This window comes from Agrococcus beijingensis, assembly GCF_030758955.1.
Taxonomy (GTDB): Bacteria; Actinomycetota; Actinomycetes; order Actinomycetales; family Microbacteriaceae; genus Agrococcus; species Agrococcus beijingensis.
The window spans coordinates 2633129-2648726 of sequence record NZ_CP132360.1; the positions used below are offsets into that span (position 1 = coordinate 2633129).

General features: G+C 69.5%; 12 protein-coding genes and 2 pseudogenes. 8 read left to right on the forward strand and 6 right to left on the reverse strand.

The annotated features are described in order from the left end of the window. Window positions 1-30: 30 nt before the first annotated feature. The 3 genes from Q9250_RS12895 (at window position 31) to Q9250_RS12905 (ending at window position 5202) form a co-directional block, all read left to right on the forward strand. Complete coding sequence (locus Q9250_RS12895; RefSeq protein ID WP_306232272.1) at window positions 31-1905, forward strand: nucleoside-diphosphate sugar epimerase/dehydratase; 1875 nt, start codon at window positions 31-33, stop codon at window positions 1903-1905. Beyond that, on the forward strand, window positions 1902-3896 hold the full coding sequence (locus Q9250_RS12900; protein WP_306232273.1) for an NAD-dependent epimerase/dehydratase family protein: 1995 nt from the start codon (window positions 1902-1904) through the stop codon (window positions 3894-3896). Before Q9250_RS12895 ends, Q9250_RS12900 begins: the two co-directional genes overlap by 4 nt. Window positions 3897-4203: 307 nt before the next feature. Continuing rightward, window positions 4204-5202, forward strand: a complete 999-nt coding sequence (locus Q9250_RS12905; RefSeq protein WP_306233997.1) for a glycosyltransferase — start codon at window positions 4204-4206, stop codon at window positions 5200-5202. 221 nt (window positions 5203-5423) lie between these two features. Here Q9250_RS12905 and Q9250_RS12910 read toward each other — a convergent pair. The 5 genes and pseudogenes from Q9250_RS12910 to Q9250_RS12930 all read right to left on the reverse strand — a co-directional run. Then, window positions 5424-5645, reverse strand: a pseudogene (locus Q9250_RS12910) (transposase); the annotation flags it as partial. Between the two features lie 177 nt (window positions 5646-5822). Beyond that, window positions 5823-5906 (reverse strand): annotated as a pseudogene (locus Q9250_RS12915) (helix-turn-helix domain-containing protein); the annotation flags it as partial. A 3-nt stretch (window positions 5907-5909) separates the two neighbouring features. Continuing rightward, on the reverse strand, window positions 5910-7019 hold the full coding sequence (locus tag Q9250_RS12920; RefSeq protein ID WP_306232274.1) for a YhgE/Pip domain-containing protein: 1110 nt from the start codon (window positions 7017-7019) through the stop codon (window positions 5910-5912). Next, window positions 7016-10099, reverse strand: a complete 3084-nt coding sequence (locus Q9250_RS12925) for an MMPL family transporter (protein ID WP_306232275.1) — start codon at window positions 10097-10099, stop codon at window positions 7016-7018. The genes Q9250_RS12920 and Q9250_RS12925 overlap by 4 nt, the downstream gene beginning before the upstream one ends. After that, window positions 10099-10686, reverse strand: a complete 588-nt coding sequence (locus Q9250_RS12930; RefSeq protein WP_306232276.1) for a TetR/AcrR family transcriptional regulator — start codon at window positions 10684-10686, stop codon at window positions 10099-10101. The genes Q9250_RS12925 and Q9250_RS12930 overlap by 1 nt, the downstream gene beginning before the upstream one ends. Window positions 10687-10839: 153 nt before the next feature. Between Q9250_RS12930 and Q9250_RS12935 the strand changes: the two genes are divergently transcribed. From Q9250_RS12935 to Q9250_RS12945, 3 genes are all read left to right on the forward strand, one after another. Then, window positions 10840-11070 carry a hypothetical protein gene (locus Q9250_RS12935; protein WP_306232277.1) on the forward strand — a complete coding sequence of 77 codons (231 nt, stop codon included), beginning with the start codon at window positions 10840-10842 and terminating at the stop codon, window positions 11068-11070. Then, the gene (locus Q9250_RS12940) at window positions 11067-11930 is read left to right on the forward strand and encodes a PfkB family carbohydrate kinase (RefSeq protein WP_306232278.1); all 864 of its coding nucleotides are present in this window, start codon (window positions 11067-11069) and stop codon (window positions 11928-11930) included. Before Q9250_RS12935 ends, Q9250_RS12940 begins: the two co-directional genes overlap by 4 nt. Before the next feature lie 69 nt (window positions 11931-11999). Beyond that, window positions 12000-13223: a pyridoxal phosphate-dependent aminotransferase gene (locus Q9250_RS12945; RefSeq protein WP_306232279.1), complete on the forward strand. Its 1224-nt coding sequence runs from the start codon at window positions 12000-12002 to the stop codon at window positions 13221-13223. A gap of 79 nt (window positions 13224-13302) precedes the next feature. Here the strand turns inward: Q9250_RS12945 and Q9250_RS12950 are convergent, their stop codons facing one another. Then, window positions 13303-13716 carry a Rossmann-fold NAD(P)-binding domain-containing protein gene (locus Q9250_RS12950; RefSeq protein ID WP_306232280.1) on the reverse strand — a complete coding sequence of 138 codons (414 nt, stop codon included), beginning with the start codon at window positions 13714-13716 and terminating at the stop codon, window positions 13303-13305. 282 nt (window positions 13717-13998) lie between these two features. Here Q9250_RS12950 and Q9250_RS12955 point away from each other — a divergent pair, with 282 nt between their 5' ends. Together Q9250_RS12955 and Q9250_RS12960 are read left to right on the forward strand one after the other, a co-directional pair. Further along, window positions 13999-14664, forward strand: coding sequence for a hypothetical protein (locus Q9250_RS12955; protein ID WP_306232281.1), 666 nt, complete (start codon window positions 13999-14001; stop codon window positions 14662-14664). Continuing rightward, window positions 14661-15278: an Rv1352/Rv1906c domain-containing protein gene (locus tag Q9250_RS12960; RefSeq protein ID WP_306232282.1), complete on the forward strand. Its 618-nt coding sequence runs from the start codon at window positions 14661-14663 to the stop codon at window positions 15276-15278. Before Q9250_RS12955 ends, Q9250_RS12960 begins: the two co-directional genes overlap by 4 nt. Window positions 15279-15598 lie beyond the last annotated feature (320 nt).

The following is a 15598-nucleotide window of genomic DNA, read 5'->3' on the forward strand; positions in this document are numbered from 1 at the left end:
GTCGCCTGCCGCTCAGACAACGGAGGCACGGTGGCGGCCAGCGCACGCAGCGGCATCACACTGCGATCGATCCGCGCCAACATGCGCGTCTTCCAGTACTTCTTCGACTCCATCGCCTGGATCGTGGCCATCGTCGTCGCGGTTTGGCTGCGCTTCGAGTTCCACTTCCAGGACACGAACTGGATCGCTATGGCGGTCATCTGTCTGGTGGCGGCGCTGGCGCAACTGGGCGCGGGACTCGTGCTGTCCCTCTACCGCCGTCGCTACCAGGTGGGCAGCTTCGACGAGGTCCTGGCCCTGAGCGGATCGGTGCTGCTGACTGCGGCGATCATCGGCATCCCGATCCTGATCTTCGGCAACGACATTGGCGTTCCGCGCAGCACGCCGCTCATCGCCGCGCCCCTCGCCTTCCTCGCCATGGCGCTCACACGGTACTTCCGTCGAGTGGCGATCGAGCGCTCGAGCCGCCCGACCGACAGTGCCGCCCCCGTACTGATCTATGGCGCGGGGTTCGTCGGCTCGAGTCTTCTGAAGCGCATGCGCACCGATGCGCAGTCGCGCTTCAATCCCGTCGGCATCATCGACGACGCACCAGAGCTCGCAAACGCCGTTCGATCGGGCGTCCGAGTGCTCGGCACGAGCGCCGATCTCCGCAAGGTCGCGCAAGACACCGGCGCCACCATGCTGGTCGTCGCCATCGCTCGCGCTGACGCCTCCCTGCTGCAACGCATCTCCGACCTGGCGGCAGACGCGGATCTCCGGGTGCTTGTGATGCCTCCGCTTGACGACATCCTCGACGGGCGTCGCGGCATGGGCGACCTCCGCGACATTTCGATCGAAGACATCATCGGTCGCCATCCGGTCGACACCGATGTGGCCACGGTCGCGGGGTACCTCACGGACAAGCGCGTGCTGGTGACAGGTGCTGGCGGTTCGATCGGCGCAGAACTCTGCCGCCAGATCGCCAAGTTCGGCCCGGCTGAACTGATGATGCTCGACCGCGACGAGTCGTCGCTGCAGGCAGTGCAGATCTCGATCTCCGGCCACGGCCTCCTGCACACCAAGGATGTAGTGCTCGCTGACATTCGCGACGCCGACGCGATCCGCGAACTCATGCAGGAGCGCCGACCGCAAGTCGTGTTCCACGCGGCGGCGTTGAAGCACCTGCCGATGCTCGAGCAGTATCCCGACGAGGCGTGGAAGACAAACGTGCTTGGCTCGCTCAATGTGCTCGAAGCCGCCTTCGCCGCAGGCGTCGAGACATTCGTCAACATCTCGACGGACAAGGCAGCGAACCCGACGAGCGTGCTCGGCCACTCGAAGCGCCTTGCCGAGCGACTGACGGCCTCCTTCGCAGAACGAGGCAAGGGCCGCTACCTCTCCGTTCGCTTCGGCAACGTCCTGGGGAGCCGCGGCTCGATGCTGCCGACGTTCACGGCGCTGATCGAGGCAGGCGGTCCGCTGACTGTCACGCATCCCGACATCACGCGCTACTTCATGACGATCCCCGAGGCCTGCCAACTGGTCGTGCAGGCCGGCGGCATCGGGCGACCGGGCGAGGTGCTGATCCTCGACATGGGCCAGCCCGTCAAGATCCTCGACGTCGCGAAGCGCATGATCCGCATGTCGGGCAAGTCGATCGAGATCATCTACACGGGCCTTCGTCCGCACGAGAAGCTGCACGAGGAGCTCATCGGCACCGGTGAACAGGACGACCGGCCCTTCCATGACAAGATCACGCATGCCCAGGGCGAGCCGCTCGATGCGAGCGGGCTCGTCAAGCAGCGCTGGGATGCTCACTGGAAGAGCGAAGCCGAAGCCCGGCTCACCGAGCAACGCTCGCGTGCCGACGACGCCGGAGCGGCCGTGCCTGCCGCGCCCGTTCGCGAGGCCCGCGAAGCATGACCACGATCGTGCTCGGCGCTCTTGCGGCGCTCACCGTCAGCGTGCTCGCGCCCATAGCCGTGCTGCCCCTTCTGCGTCGTTCGCGCGTCGTCGATGTTGCCACCGCGCGCTCGTCGCACGAGGGGATCGCCGTCCGCGGTCTCGGTGTTGCTCCTCTAGTCGCGATCTTGATCGCAACGCCGGTGGCGGCGTTGTCCGGACTCGACGCGCAGGCGACGTTCGCGCTCGTAGGAATAGTTGGTGGCGCGGGCGCCATCGCAGTCATCGGCCTGGTGGAGGACGTTCGTGGCTTGCCCATCGCCCTGCGAGCTGCATTGCAGTTCATGCTCGGCGCGCTCGCGGGATTTGCGCTGCTGCTCAGCGCTGGCCTCCCGGCATTGAGCGCGGTTGCACTCGGGGCGATTGCTGGTCTGTGGGTCGCGGCTTACGTCAACATCACGAACTTCATGGATGGCGTCGACGGAATTTCCGCTAGCCACGGGGCGGTGACCGGACTGTCGTTCGTGGCGATGGGCGTCATTGCAGCGTCGCCAGCTCTCGCTCTCGGAGGCGCGGTATTGGCCGCTGCCTTCCTCGGCTTCGCTCCTTGGAACCTGGGCCCGGGCAAACGATTCCTCGGAGACGTTGGCAGCTACCTCCTTGGAGGGCTTGTCGCCCTGCTTGCAGTCGCGGCTGTCGTGGCCGGGCTGCCGCTCGTGAGCGTCCTGGGTCCTGTTGCCATCTACGGGGCCGACACGGCTATGACGCTGTTCCGCCGCGTGCTGCGAGGTGATCGCTGGTACGAGAGTCACCGCGAGCATGTATACCAGCGCATCACTGCGCGCCTCTCACACACGGCCGTCGCGACGACCGTCGCGGTCGCAACTGCGTTTTGTGCTCTGACTGGCCTACTCGTCGCTCTGGATGCGTGGCCCTGGTGGCTGGGACTCGCGGTGATCGCCGCCGCAATGATGGCGTACCTCGCACTGCCGGGAGTCTTCGGCATTGAGGACGTGCGTTGGCACCTTCGGGCTTCCGTGCAGCCTGGCGACTATCGGATTCGCACGGCCGAGTCGACCCGGGTCGTTGTCCTTGGCGCCAGCGGCTTCGTGGGCAGTGCGGTCGCCGAGCATTTTCGCTCTCACGACCTCCAAGTCTCCGAGTTGGCCGCTCCCCGCTTAATGACAGCAGCTCGTTCCGTTGAAGATCTGAGCGCCTCCATCGAGGCGCAGTCGGAGGTGCTCGCTGGGCTGCAAAGTTCCTTCAAGGACGCTGACATCGTTGTGCTTGCTGCGGGCCTCGCTGCTCCGGACGACAGCGGCAGCGATGCTCTGTACGGCGCCAACGCCCTGCTGCCCGCCATCGTGGCCAAAGCCGCAGATCGCGGAGGCGTCCGCCGTTTGGTGCATCTGAGCTCGGCTGCGGTGCAGGGACGCACGCCTGAGATTGACGAGAGCACGCAATTCAACGCGTTCTCACCGTACTCGCACTCCAAGGCCCTCGGCGAGGCAGCTCTTCTCGAGCAGATGCTCACCTTTTCCGACGGCGCCCCGCATACCGATGTGGCCATCGTGCGAGCGACGTCCGTCCAAGGCGATGGCCGACCGACGACCAAGTCACTCACAAAGCTCGCGCACTCTCGTCTAAGCAGCGTCGCCTCGCCCGGGGATCAGCCCACCGTGGTCAGTACGGTGCGTGGACTCGCCGAGTTCGTGTTGGCGGTGAGCATCGCAGCCGCTCCCATGCAGGGGGTGCGACTGCAGCCCTGGGAGAACCACTCTGTGACGACAGCGCTGGTGAGCCTCAGCGGACGAGAACCAACGAAGTTGCCGGCGGCGCTGTGCCGAGCCGTCATCGCGGTTGCGTTCAGCCTGGGCCAGTTTGTGCCGAAGTTCGCTGGGATCGCGCGCCGCCTCGAACTCCTTTGGTTCGGACAACGACAGCAGGCCGCTTCCGCGACGAGTCCGAGCATTCGCACATCGCGGGCATGGCTGCAGGAGGTGCAGGGATGACAATTGCCGATCGGCCGCCGCAGATCGCTATAAGCCAGTACTTCCGCGCCGAGCGCCACTGACGACAGAGGGCAATCTTATTGCGCGCCGGCCCCCAAGAGAATATGCGGGGTAAACGCGTGGCTAGCATTCAAGAAGTTCACGGATCGACGGGGAGGCAAAAATGCGGAAGCGAGTCGGACACGAAAAATGGTCCCGGGGCGATGGGCGTGCCAAGCGAGCGAAGTTGACTGGCTACCCACAAGGATTCAGCACGATCGGATTGCTATCCGCGACCGGTCACACCCTCGACTCCTTCTTTGTAGAGATGGTCGCTCACTGGGAAAGCACCGGTCTGCGCGTCACCACGGCGTCGAGTGACGGGTCCAAGCATTTCCCCGATCAAGTCATCATTGACGGATTAACACGTAGCCCGCGAATGGCCAACCGCCGGGTACCTCACGCGCTTCGGCAGTGGGTCGATCGCCAATCAGTCGACGTAATCCTTACGAATACAGCGACCGCCTCCGCTCTGGCTAGGCTTGCGAGAACTCGAGTCCCAGTAGTCTATTTCTGTCATGGATTGCATTGGAATCAGTTTTCGCTCAAGAGCTTGCCGTTTCGCTTCATGGAGCGTTTACTCCTCGCGCGGACCGACGGCGTAGTCTGCATGAATACTCCGGATGAGATCTGGTTCGAAAAACACGCTCCCCAGTTGCCTCGACTTCGCCTCCGCCACGGTGTCGGCCTTGATACGAAGCGATTTCCGCGGAATGTTGAGCGAAAGCCTTGGACTACAGGGGAAACTCTGCAGTTGGTCTGGTGCGGCGAACTCACTGAGCGCAAGAATCCGATCGACGCAATCGCTTTGGTCACGGAGTTGAAGCGTAGGGGTGTCGATGTAGAACTTCGGATGCTTGGTAGAGGAGCCATGCTTTCGGAGCTGGAGGAGCGGATCGGCGACGACCGTCAAGTTCAACTTCTGGGGCACGTTGACCCTGTGCCTCACTTTATGCTGTCGCATCTCCTAGTCCAGACCTCCCGGTGGGAAGGCCTGCCAAGAGTCGCGCTCGAAGCTGTGGCCATGGGCATGCCAACGGTCGGTTTCGACGTGAAAGGAGTGCAGGACATACCCGGCGCATATCTGGCCACCGAAGGCGATATCGAACAGTTGGCCAGTCAAGTGCTCCGAGCCGCGGCCGAGGGTCCGCGTTCACTCCCGGAGCTGGATGCACTGTCCTACACTCACGCAGCCGAAGCGATCCGCGAGTTCTTGGAGGCTCTACTCTCAGGTAGTTACCCGCACGGGGCCACTCTGGTGCGTTGAGTAGGCGCGCGTCAGAGTCAGTGCGCCGACACTATGACGGCGCTCAGCGAGATTCCCCGGAGTCGCTCGTCGAAGCTCTCCAGGCCGCGTGGTCAGGCTAATGCAGGTTCGTTCCGGTGGTGGCGCGGTGGCGTTCGTCGGCTGCGGCGTGGTGGTTGCCGAGCCGGCCCCTCGATGGACCTGCCTCACCTGCTTGAGCATTCGGCCTTCTCAGGGCGAGTTCAACCGGTCGTTGCAACACCGGCCTGTTCGAGCAAGAGTAGGTGCTCCTGAAAGACCTCGGCGGGCGTTCGCCAGCCGAGGGTCTTGCGGGGCCGGTTGTTGAGCGTGAGCGCCACCGCCTCGAGGTCCTCGGCGCTCCACCGGGATAGGTCGGTGCCCTTGGGGAAGTACTGGCGCAGCAGGCCGTTGGTGTTCTTGTTCGTCGGCCGTTGACTTGGGGCATCTACCAGCGCATGGTCGCCGCCTACCGTGAACCCGACCGGGCGGTCGGGCGGACGCGCCGGGTTGACGACCAGCTTCGCCGTCTTCGGCCGCTTCGCCGCCTGCTGCGCCTTCCACTGCGCCACCGTCGCCCGATAGACCTGCCTGCCGCTGCGCGTAGCAGCATTGCGACTCAACTCCCGAGACACGGTTCCCTTGTCACGTCCCAGGCGGCGGGCGATCTCGTTCACCCCGATCTGCTGCACGCGCAGCAGCGCGATCTCCTACCGCTCCTCGAACCTGGATCGTGTCACCTCGGGCTGATTTCCTGACTTGAGGGCCGCGAGGTCGGCCGACAGCTGCCGTGCGGCTTCGAGCGCCGCAGGGTCGGTCCCGGCGTCGGCCTCGAGCGCGCTGACGAGCTGCGCCGCCGCGGCCGCCGCGTCGTCGACGCCCGCCTCGAGCGCATCGATGCCGCTCGCCGCGACCACGCCGTCGAGCCCGGGCCCGACCTGGCGCACCGCCTGCTGCACGCCGCCGGCGAACTGCTCGGCGCCGCCGCTGTACTGGTCGACGCCGTCGCGCAGCGAGCCCGCACCGGCGGCCAGCTGGTCGACGCCGCCCGCGTACTGCTCGACACCCGTGCTGAGCGCCGCGGCGCCCCCGGCCAGCTGCCCGATGCCGGCCTCGGCGGTGCCGAGGCCGTCGGCGAGCTGATCGGCGCCCGCGGCGAGCTGGTCCGCGCCGTCGCCGGCGGTGCCGGTACCGCCGGCGAGCCGGTCGAGCCCGCCCGCGATCTCGCCGAGGCCCGACGCGAGCTCCGTGCCTCCGGAGCCCAGCGCATCCGCCCCGTCCGCCGCGCTGCCCAGCTGCTCGGCCAGCGTGCCGAGGCCGCCGTAGAGGCCCGAGATGAAGCCGCTCGTGACGAGGTCGCCGAACGAGCCGGCGATCGACTCGCCCGTCTCGCTCGCGAGCGTCGTCGCGAGGCCGTCGCTCGAGGCGTCGGTGACGATCTCGATGCCCGCCTGCCGCGGCTGGTCGCCCTGCAGGCTGAGCACCCGCTCCGAGAAGTCGGCCGGCACCGTGATCACCGCGTGCACGGTGCCGTCGGCGAGCTGCGCTGCGGCGTCGTCGGCATTCAGGATGCGGAAGTCGATGCCGTCGTCCTCGTCGGCGACGAGGTCGGTCACCACCTGGCGGCCGGCGAACATGACCGTCTCGGTGCCGTCGGGCGCCGTCGTGGTGAGCATCTCGTCGAGGTTGACGACGGCGGCGGGCACGTCGCGCTCGCCGTCGACGGCCGGGCCCACCGACCAGGCGGCGAACGCGGCGATCGCGAACGGGGTGGCGGCGGCGGCGGCGAGCGCGACGCCCGTCTGCAGCGTGGTGCTCATCGGTCTGCTCCGGTGGTCGCGAGCGCGTCGGGCGCCCGCGGGGTGTCGATGTCGGCGGATGCGGCTTCGGCAGCCGCGCGGTCGCGTGCGTCGCGCTCGTCCTCGGCGGTGGCGTCGGCGGGCAGCAGCTCGATCGCCTGCCTGCCGTGCGCGTCGGGCGATGGCTCGCTGGTGACGATGGTCGCGTCGTCGCCGGCCAGCAGCGCCGCCACGCGTGCGGAGCCCGCCGGGGCTCCTGCGGCGGCGTCGATCCAGACCAGGCTCGGTCGGCGCAGCGCGGCCATCGCCAGCAGCACCGCCGCGCGCTCGACCGGCGCGAGCCGCGAGAGCGGCGCCGACTCGTCGATCGACGTGCCCGCAGCGGCCGCGGCGCGCTCGACGAGCGCGGTGGCGCGGCGGTCGAGCACCGCGCCGACCGCGAACGGCGCGCGCAGCGCGAGCGCCGAGCGGGCCGCCTGGTGCGCGGTCTCGGCGTGGCCTGCGGCGCCGACGAGATCCAGGTCGACGAGCGCGATCCGCTCGCGCAGCGTGCCGACGTCGCCGGGCAGGGCGGCCCCGCCCAGGTGCGCNAACGGCGCGCGCAGCGCGAGCGCCGAGCGGGCCGCCTGGTGCGCGGTCTCGGCGTGGCCTGCGGCGCCGACGAGATCCAGGTCGACGAGCGCGATCCGCTCGCGCAGCGTGCCGACGTCGCCGGGCAGGGCGGCCCCGCCCAGGTGCGCGCGACCCGTCGCGTCCACGTCGCCCAGCAGCGCGTGCGCGAGCCGCTGCCGGTCGGCGAAGGCGCCGCCGAGGCGCACGACCGCGCCCCGCTGGGCTGTCACGCTCCAGGAGGCCTCGCCCGCGACTCCCCACGCCACCTCGGGCCGCAGCCGCTCGAGGGCGAGGTGACCGCCCGCATCCGCAGCCCAGGCGAGCGCCGCCCGGTGACGGCCGAGGCTCTCGCCCTCGACGTCCATCGAGGGCATCGCGCGGTCGAGCCAGCGCGGCAGCCACCAGGCGCGCTCGCCCATGAGCGCCATGAGCGCCGGGATGAGCGTCATGCGCACGAGGAACGCGTCGACCGCGACGCCGACCGCGAGGCCGAGCGCGATCGCCTTGATCATCGCCATGCCCTCGGGCACGAACGCGAAGAAGACGAAGAACATGATGAGCGCCGCAGCCGTCACCACGCGAGCGTTCTCGGCGAAGCCGTGCCGCACGGCGCTGAGGGCGTCGCGGCCGTGGGCGTGCTGCTCGCGCATGCCCGAGACGAGGAACATCTGGTAGTCCATCGCGAGGCCGAACAGCACCGCCATCAGCAGCACCGGCATGAACGACAGGATCGGGCCGGGCTCGGCGTGCAGCAGCTCGATGCCCCAGCCCCACTGCATCACCGCGACGACCACGCCGAAGGCGGCGAGCACGGAGGCGAGGAAGCCGAGCGCTGCCGTCACCGGCACCAGGATCGAGCGGAACACCAGCATCAGCAGCACGATCGCCAGTGAGACGACCACCGCGCCGAAGGGCAGCAGGGCGTCCTGCAGCCGCTGCGAGACGTCGATCTGCACGGCGGTCGCGCCGGTGACGGCGATGGGCGTGCCGTGCTCGGCCTCGAGCTCGGGGGCCGCATCGCGGATCGCCCGCACGAGCGCGGCCGTCGCCGGGTCGGCGGGGCCGGTCTCGGCGATCACCTGGATGATCGCGGTGTCGACCGTCTCGTCGGGGAAGGCGCTGCCGATGCGGTCGACGCCGGGGATCTCGGCGAGGTCGTCGCTGATCGCCTCGAGCGTGGGCAGCACATCGGTCACCTGGGTGATGTCGGCCATCACCACGAGCGGCCCGGTGGTGCCGTCGCCGAAGCCCTCCTGCAGCAGGTCGTAGGCGATGCGCTGCGTCGAGCCCTGCGCCTCGCGGCCGTTGTCGGGCAGCGCCAGCTGCAGGCTGGCGGCCGGCACCGCGGCGATGCCGACGACCGCCAGCACGCCCACGATCGCGAACCAGGGGCGCCTCGTGACGAGCGTCGCCCAGCGCATGCCCATCGTCGGCTTCGCGTCGACGTCGCGCTCGGCGAGCCGGGCGGCGCGGCTGCCCGGCTTCGGCCGCAGCCGCTCGCCCAGCAGCGCCATGATCGCCGGCAGCAGCGTGACCGCGGCAGCGACGGCGATCACCACCGAGACGGCGGCGCCGATGCCCATCACCGACAGGAACGGGATGCCGACGATCAGCAGCCCCGTGAGGGCGATCACCACCGTGAGGCCGGCGAAGAGCACCGCGGTGCCGGCGGTGCCTACGGCGAGCGAGCCCGACGCGACCACGCCCATGCCGCGCGCGAGCTGCGTGCGGTGCTTCGAGAGGATGAAGAGGGCGTAGTCGATGCCGACCGCGAGCCCGATCATGAGCGCCATCAGCGGCGCCGAGTTCGAGACCGTCACCAGCGCCGACGCGCCCAGCACGCCGCCCATCGTGATGCCGATCCCGACCAGGGCGGTGATGAGCGGCAGCCCGGCGGTCACGAGCGACCAGAAGGTGACGAACAGCACGATGCCGGCGAACAGCACGCCCAGCCCCTCCACCCACGAGATGGGCACGCTGGTGGCCTGGAACGCCTGGCCCCCGAACTCGACGGTCAGGCCGTCGTCACGCACCGCATCCGCTGTCGTGACGAGCTCGTCGAGGCCCGCCGGCGTGACGCCGGAGCCCTGCGGCTCGAACTGCACCTGCGCGAACGCGATGGTGCCGTCGGCCGAGATCTGGTCGGAGGCGAACTCGTTCCACGGGTCGAGCGCGGTGGCGACGTCGTCGATCGCCGAGATCTGCTCGACCTGCGCCACGATCGCGTCGCGGTGCTGCTCGATGGTGTCACCCTCGGGCGCCTGGTAGACGACCTGCACCGACGAGCCGGCGACCTGCGGGAACACGCTGCCGAGCCGGTCGAGCGCCTGCTGCGACTCGGTGCCGGGGATCGCGAACGACTCCTGCATGTTCGGGCCGAGCGCGAGCGCGCCGCCCAGCACGCCGCCGAGGGCGATCGCCCAGGCGAGGATGACGAACCAGGCACGGCGCATGGACGCTGCGCCGACGCGGGAGAGCCAGGTGGCCATCAGGCGTCCTTCCGAAGCGGGGTGGTGGCCGCGTGCGCGGCATCGGGCAGGCAGAGCTCGAGCAGCGTGTCGATGAGGATCTCGCGCATCTCGGCCGGGTCGAGGTGGTCGCGGCCGTCGTCGAGCGAGTCGCCCAGGATGAAGGCGACGCCGGCCAGGCCGATCGACAGGCGCGTGAGCACGCGCGGCGTGGGTGCCTCGAGCACGAGCGTGCGGGCGATCTCGTCGACGATCGCGTTCGCGCGGGCGATCACCGGCACGTCCTGCAGCGCGCCGCGCTGGGTGACGAACACCGACACGGCGGCGCTGTGCGCCATGAGGGTGTCGACGAAGCCGGTGACGAGCGCCGGCGCCGCCTCGACCTTCGCGTCGTGCAGCTGCGGCAGCGAGCCGACGAGGCCCGCCATCGAGTCGAGCGCGGGCTGCATGGCGGCCTCGAGCAGCGACTCCTTCGAGTCGAAGTGGTAGAGCACCGACGACTTCGAGGTGCCGACGTCGTCGGCGATCTGCTGGATCGAGCTGCCCAGGTAGCCGAAGCGGGCGAAGCGCTCGAGCGCGGCCTGCAGGATCGTGTCGCGGGTGGTCACGTGGAGCCATGCTACTGACCGATCGGTCAGATGTCGACCGATCGGTCAGGATGCCTTGCGCGACCAGGATGACGAAGCGGATGCGTGCGGCTCGGCCCGCGCGCAGGACGCGTGGGTAGGTTGGTCGCGACCACCCGGATGGATGTTGGAGGCATGATGCGCAAGTACCTGTTCAACGCGGGCGTGCTGAGCTCGGTCGCGAGCGGCATGGCCGTCGTGAAGGCCACCCGTCAGGGCAAGAAGGATTGGCGCCTGGCGCTGCTGTGGGTCAGCTGGGGCATCGGCGTCGCCCTGGCGATGGGGGCCGTCAAGCAGCGGGAGGACGCGATCCGCCAGGAGGAGCTCGAGCGCGAGCTCGAGAAGGTCGCGAAGAAGCGCAAGTGAGCGAGCCGGTCGCCGTCGTCGGCGATGCGCTGGTCGACGAGGTCGACGGCGCCTCGATCGTCGGCGGCGCCGCGCTCAACGTCGCGGTGGGCCTCGCTCGGCTCGGCGTGCCGGCGCGGCTGATCGCCATGGTCGGCGACGACGCGCCGGGGCGACTGGTGCGCGAGCACTGCGCGCGGCACGGGGTCGAGCTCGTCGCCACCGCCGCCGGGCAGGGCACCGCCGTCGCGACCGCCGTGCGCGACGGCGGCACCATGCGGTACGAGTTCAACGACGCGGGGCTCGGTCGCTTCGTCGACCTCGCCGGGCTCGAGCGACTGCTGGCCGCTGCGCCGCTCGTGGTGGTCTCCTGCCTCGCGCTCGAGCACGAGGCGCAGGTCGCGCCGCTCGTCGCGCTCCCCCGCTCGCGCGAGCGCCTGCTGCTCGACCCGAACGCGCGCCCCGCGTACCTGCGCGAGCCCGGCGCCCGCGAGCGCTTCGCCGCCGGGCTCGACCTGCTCGCGTCGCGGGCGCTGCTGGTGAAGGCGAGCGACGAGGACGCCGAGCTCGTCTATGAGGAGCACGTCGACGACAGCGCGACCCGCTGGATCGCCTCGGGCACGGGCGCTGTGGCGATCACCCGCGGGCCCGCCGGTGCGCGGATCGTCACCGGCGACGGCTGGGTCGATGCGCTCGTGCCGTCGCTGGAGGCGCCCATCGTCGACACGATCGGGGCCGGAGACGCCGTGCTCGCCTCCCTCACCGCATCCGTCATGCACCGCGATCACGAGGGCGGATGGGCTGGGCCCCTCGGGCGCGCCATGGCGGTGGCCGCCGCCACCACTCGCTCAGCGGGCGGGCTGCTGCAGCTGCCCGACTGACGCGCGGCGACGCCGCGGGCGAGCCACCGCACGCCGAGTGGCGCAGGCGTGCCCGCCTAGCATGGTGCAATGGCACTCAAGTCGCTCGACCAGTCCTCGAAGCTCAAGCACGTCCTGTACGAGATCCGGGGACCTGTGGCCGCGGAGGCCGCGCGGCTCGAGGCCGAGGGACATCGGATCCTGAAGCTCAACATCGGCAATCCGGCGCCGTTCGGGTTCGAGACGCCCGACACGATCGTGCAGGACATGATCGCCAACCTGTCGCTCGCGCAGGGCTACTCCGACTCGAAGGGCGTGCTGTCGGCGCGCCGCGCGGTCGTGACCCGCTACGAGGACGTCGAGGGCTTCCCGCCGCTGACCGTCGACGACGTCTTCCTCGGCAACGGCGTCTCCGAGCTCATCACGATGACCATGCAGGCACTGCTCGACAGCGGCGACGAGGTGCTGATCCCCGCGCCCGACTACCCGCTCTGGACGGCGATGACGTCGCTCGGCGGCGGCACGCCCATCCACTACCTCTGCGACGAGGCCGCCGACTGGGCGCCCGACCTCGCCGACATCGAGGCGAAGATCACGCCCCGCACCAAGGCGATCGTCGTGATCAACCCCAACAACCCCACGGGCGCCGTCTACTCGCGCGAGGTGCTCGAGGGCATCGTGGCGCTCGCGCGCAAGCACTCGCTGCTGATCCTCGCCGACGAGATCTACGACCGCATCCTCTATGACGACGCCGAGCACGTCTCGATCGCGACGCTCGCGCCCGACCTGCTGGTGCTCACCTACAACGGGCTGTCGAAGACCTACCGCGCGGCGGGCTTCCGCGCTGCCTGGCTGGCGATCTCGGGCCCCAAGGACCACGCGAAGGGGTTCCTCGAGGGGCTGACGCTGCTGGCGTCGACGCGCCTCTGCCCGAACGTGCCGGCGCAGTACGGCATCCAGGTGGCGCTGGGCGGGCACCAGTCGATCGAGGATCTGATCCTGCCCGGTGGTCGGCTGCTCGAGCAGCGCGACGCGGCGGTGCAGCGGCTGTCGGCGATCCCCGGCGTCAGTGTGGTGGTGCCGAAGGGCGCGCTCTACGCCTTCCCGCGGCTCGACCCCGAGGTGCACGAGATCCACGACGACGCGCAGTTCGCGCTCGACCTGCTGCGGCAGGAGAAGATCCTCGTCACGCACGGCTCGGGCTTCAACTGGCCGGCGCCCGACCACTTCCGCATCGTGACGCTGCCGTGGAAGCGCGACCTCGTCACGGCCATCGACCGCATCGGCAACTTCCTGTCGTCGTACCGGCAGTAGTAGGCCATGGCCGAGCGCGCTCGCACCCCGCACAGCGACGAGCTCGCCGGCGCGCCGCCGGCACTCGAACGGGACGCGGCTACGCCGCGACCGCGTCGCGCACTGCGTCGGCCAGCGAGGTCGTCGGTCGTCCGATGAGATTGCGGAGGTCGCCCCCGTTGATGACAAGGTCACCGCGGGCGATGACGAGGTCTGAGTCCGCAATTCTCTCGGCGAGCGCTTCGGGCAGCCCGCTGCTCGTCAGCATGCTCGCGTATGCCGGGATGGGGAGATCCCGGTACGCGACGGTCCCGGCGGGGTCGCCGCCGAGGAGCGCCATCGTTGCCGCCTCTGCGTAGTTCGCGCGGGACGCCCCACTGGTCCGGTTGCCGCCGGCGCTGCCGACCACCGCGTAGCCGTTGCGCAGCAGGACGAACGGGATCCCGACTTCCTCGAGGAGGGCCTCGGTGGACCGGTGCCCCTCCGCGAGCGCGCATTCACCGCGCTCGTGCATGCGATGAGCTCCACGCCCACCGCGCTGGCGGCTTCGATCACGGTGCGGTCGCGGAACGCAAGCTCAGATTCGCTGACCCTCCTGCGCGTAGCTGCCGCGTAGCTGGTGCGTCGATCATTGCGTCCTCGTGCAGAGGCGCAAGCGCCCCGCCCTAGGACGCGCAGCATCAGGGCGCAGGCGGCTGAGCATTCATCGTTTGTCGGCCCCGTCCGATAGGAAAGACATGGCAGGTCCCCAACCTGCTGTCCCCAGCACCACCCTCTCTGTCCAGAAAGCAGCACGATGCGTACAGCACGCCCCATCGCGGCCCTTGCCGCGACCGCCCTTGCCGCCATTGCCCTGGTCGGCTGCGGCGCGTCCACGCCGCCGGTGAATACGCCAGCCGCCACCGAATCCGCCGAGGCAGCTGCGACTGAGTCGCCGACGCCGACGCCCACGCCGACACCCACCGAGGAGACCCCGTCCGAGGGTTCGCGCGAGGCGCCACTCGCGCTCGGCGAGACGCGCGGCCTGGCCGAGGGTTCGGCCTGGATCGTCGGGATCACGGAGGCAAACTACGACGCGTTCACCGCGATCCGTGCCGAGAACGAGTACGTCGCGGCCCCGCCCGAGGGCATGCGGTTTATCACCGGCGTCGTCTCCATCGGGATCGTCGAGGAGAACCTCGTCAGCCAGAGCGTCGACATCGCCAACGACGGCGTCGAGCCGTGGTTCAGCATCACCACCGAGTACGTCGGCAGCGACGGCAAGAGCTACGGCGAGAGCGGCACCGGCGACGCTTACTGCTACACCAGCAACGATCTCGCCTCGCAGGGCCCGATCTACGACGCCTCCGTCGTCACCACCGGCAACGTCTGCATGGTCGTGCCCGAGGCCGCTCTCGCGGGAGGCATCTGGCGCATTAGCAACCAGGTCAACGAGGCCGTCTGGATCGAGGGCGCCCCGTGATCCCCAACCCGATGTCGACGCCCGCACCCGAGGCGGAGCCGAGGATGCAGCGCCAGCCGCAGGCGGGTAGGCCGGCCCCTGCCGCCACCGCCAAGCCGCGCAGAGCACCGTGGATCGTCGCAGCGGTCGCGACAGTCGCAGCGCTCGTCGCAGGCGGGCTCGCTGTCTCCAGCGGTGCCGCCTCCGCCGCAGCAGCTGAGGAGGCCACCGATAGGATCGCCTCGCTCGAGACCCGAAACGACAACCTCCAGTCCAGCCTCGAGCGGTCCGAGAGCGAGCGGGACGAAGCTGTTACTGCCCTCACCGAAGCGCAGGAGGCGTTCGAGGCCTGGGAAGCGGAGCTCACCGCCCGCGAATCGGCCGTCACCCAGGAGGAGGCGACCGCCGCGACGCGCGAGTTCGGCAACGGCCTGCACGTCATCGGCACCACAGTCGAGCCCGGCGTCTACAGCACGCCGGGGCAGGGCTCGTGCTATTACGCCTGGATGTCCGGAACCGGGTCGGACGCCGACATCATCGACAACAACATCGTCTCCGGCCCCGTCACCGTGACGCTCAGGTCGGGCGACGTGTTCGAGTCGAGCCGCTGCGGCACCTGGACGAAGACCGGTTGAGCCGCACCTCCGCCTAGCGCCCCGGAGCCACCATCGCCCGGAGCGCTTCGCGGTGCCTAATTTCGTGTGCGGCGGCGCGCCGGACGCGCTCCTCACAAACGAACGTCTGCGAGAGAGTTCGGCGAAGTTCGCCGCAGAGCCGCGGCAGAAGCGACCGCTAAGGGACACGGTATGCCTCCTGAGGTTGGAGACGCGGTCCCCGGCTCGATAGGCGGTCGCTGGCGACTGGACGAGTCGGGCGCAGGCGCATCCGAGGGCGCCTCGCGACGCCGCGCTTCTCCGACGTCGCCCTGCCACGCTAGTCTCCGATCAGCGGGAGC

Excerpts from the sequence above, each read along its gene's own strand:
- Q9250_RS12900 (WP_306232273.1), top strand. The coding sequence starts at position 1,902 with ATGACCACGATCGTGCTCGGCGCTCTTGCGGCGCTCACCGTCAGCGTG.
- Q9250_RS12905 (WP_306233997.1), top strand. The coding sequence starts at position 4,204 with ATGGTCGCTCACTGGGAAAGCACCGGTCTGCGCGTCACCACGGCGTCG.
- Q9250_RS12920 (WP_306232274.1), bottom strand. The coding sequence starts at position 7,019 with ATGAGCACCACGCTGCAGACGGGCGTCGCGCTCGCCGCCGCCGCCGCC.
- Q9250_RS12935 (WP_306232277.1), top strand. The coding sequence starts at position 10,840 with ATGATGCGCAAGTACCTGTTCAACGCGGGCGTGCTGAGCTCGGTCGCG.
- Q9250_RS12945 (WP_306232279.1), top strand. The coding sequence starts at position 12,000 with ATGGCACTCAAGTCGCTCGACCAGTCCTCGAAGCTCAAGCACGTCCTG.
- Q9250_RS12950 (WP_306232280.1), bottom strand. The coding sequence starts at position 13,716 with ATGCACGAGCGCGGTGAATGCGCGCTCGCGGAGGGGCACCGGTCCACC.
- Q9250_RS12955 (WP_306232281.1), top strand. The coding sequence starts at position 13,999 with ATGCGTACAGCACGCCCCATCGCGGCCCTTGCCGCGACCGCCCTTGCC.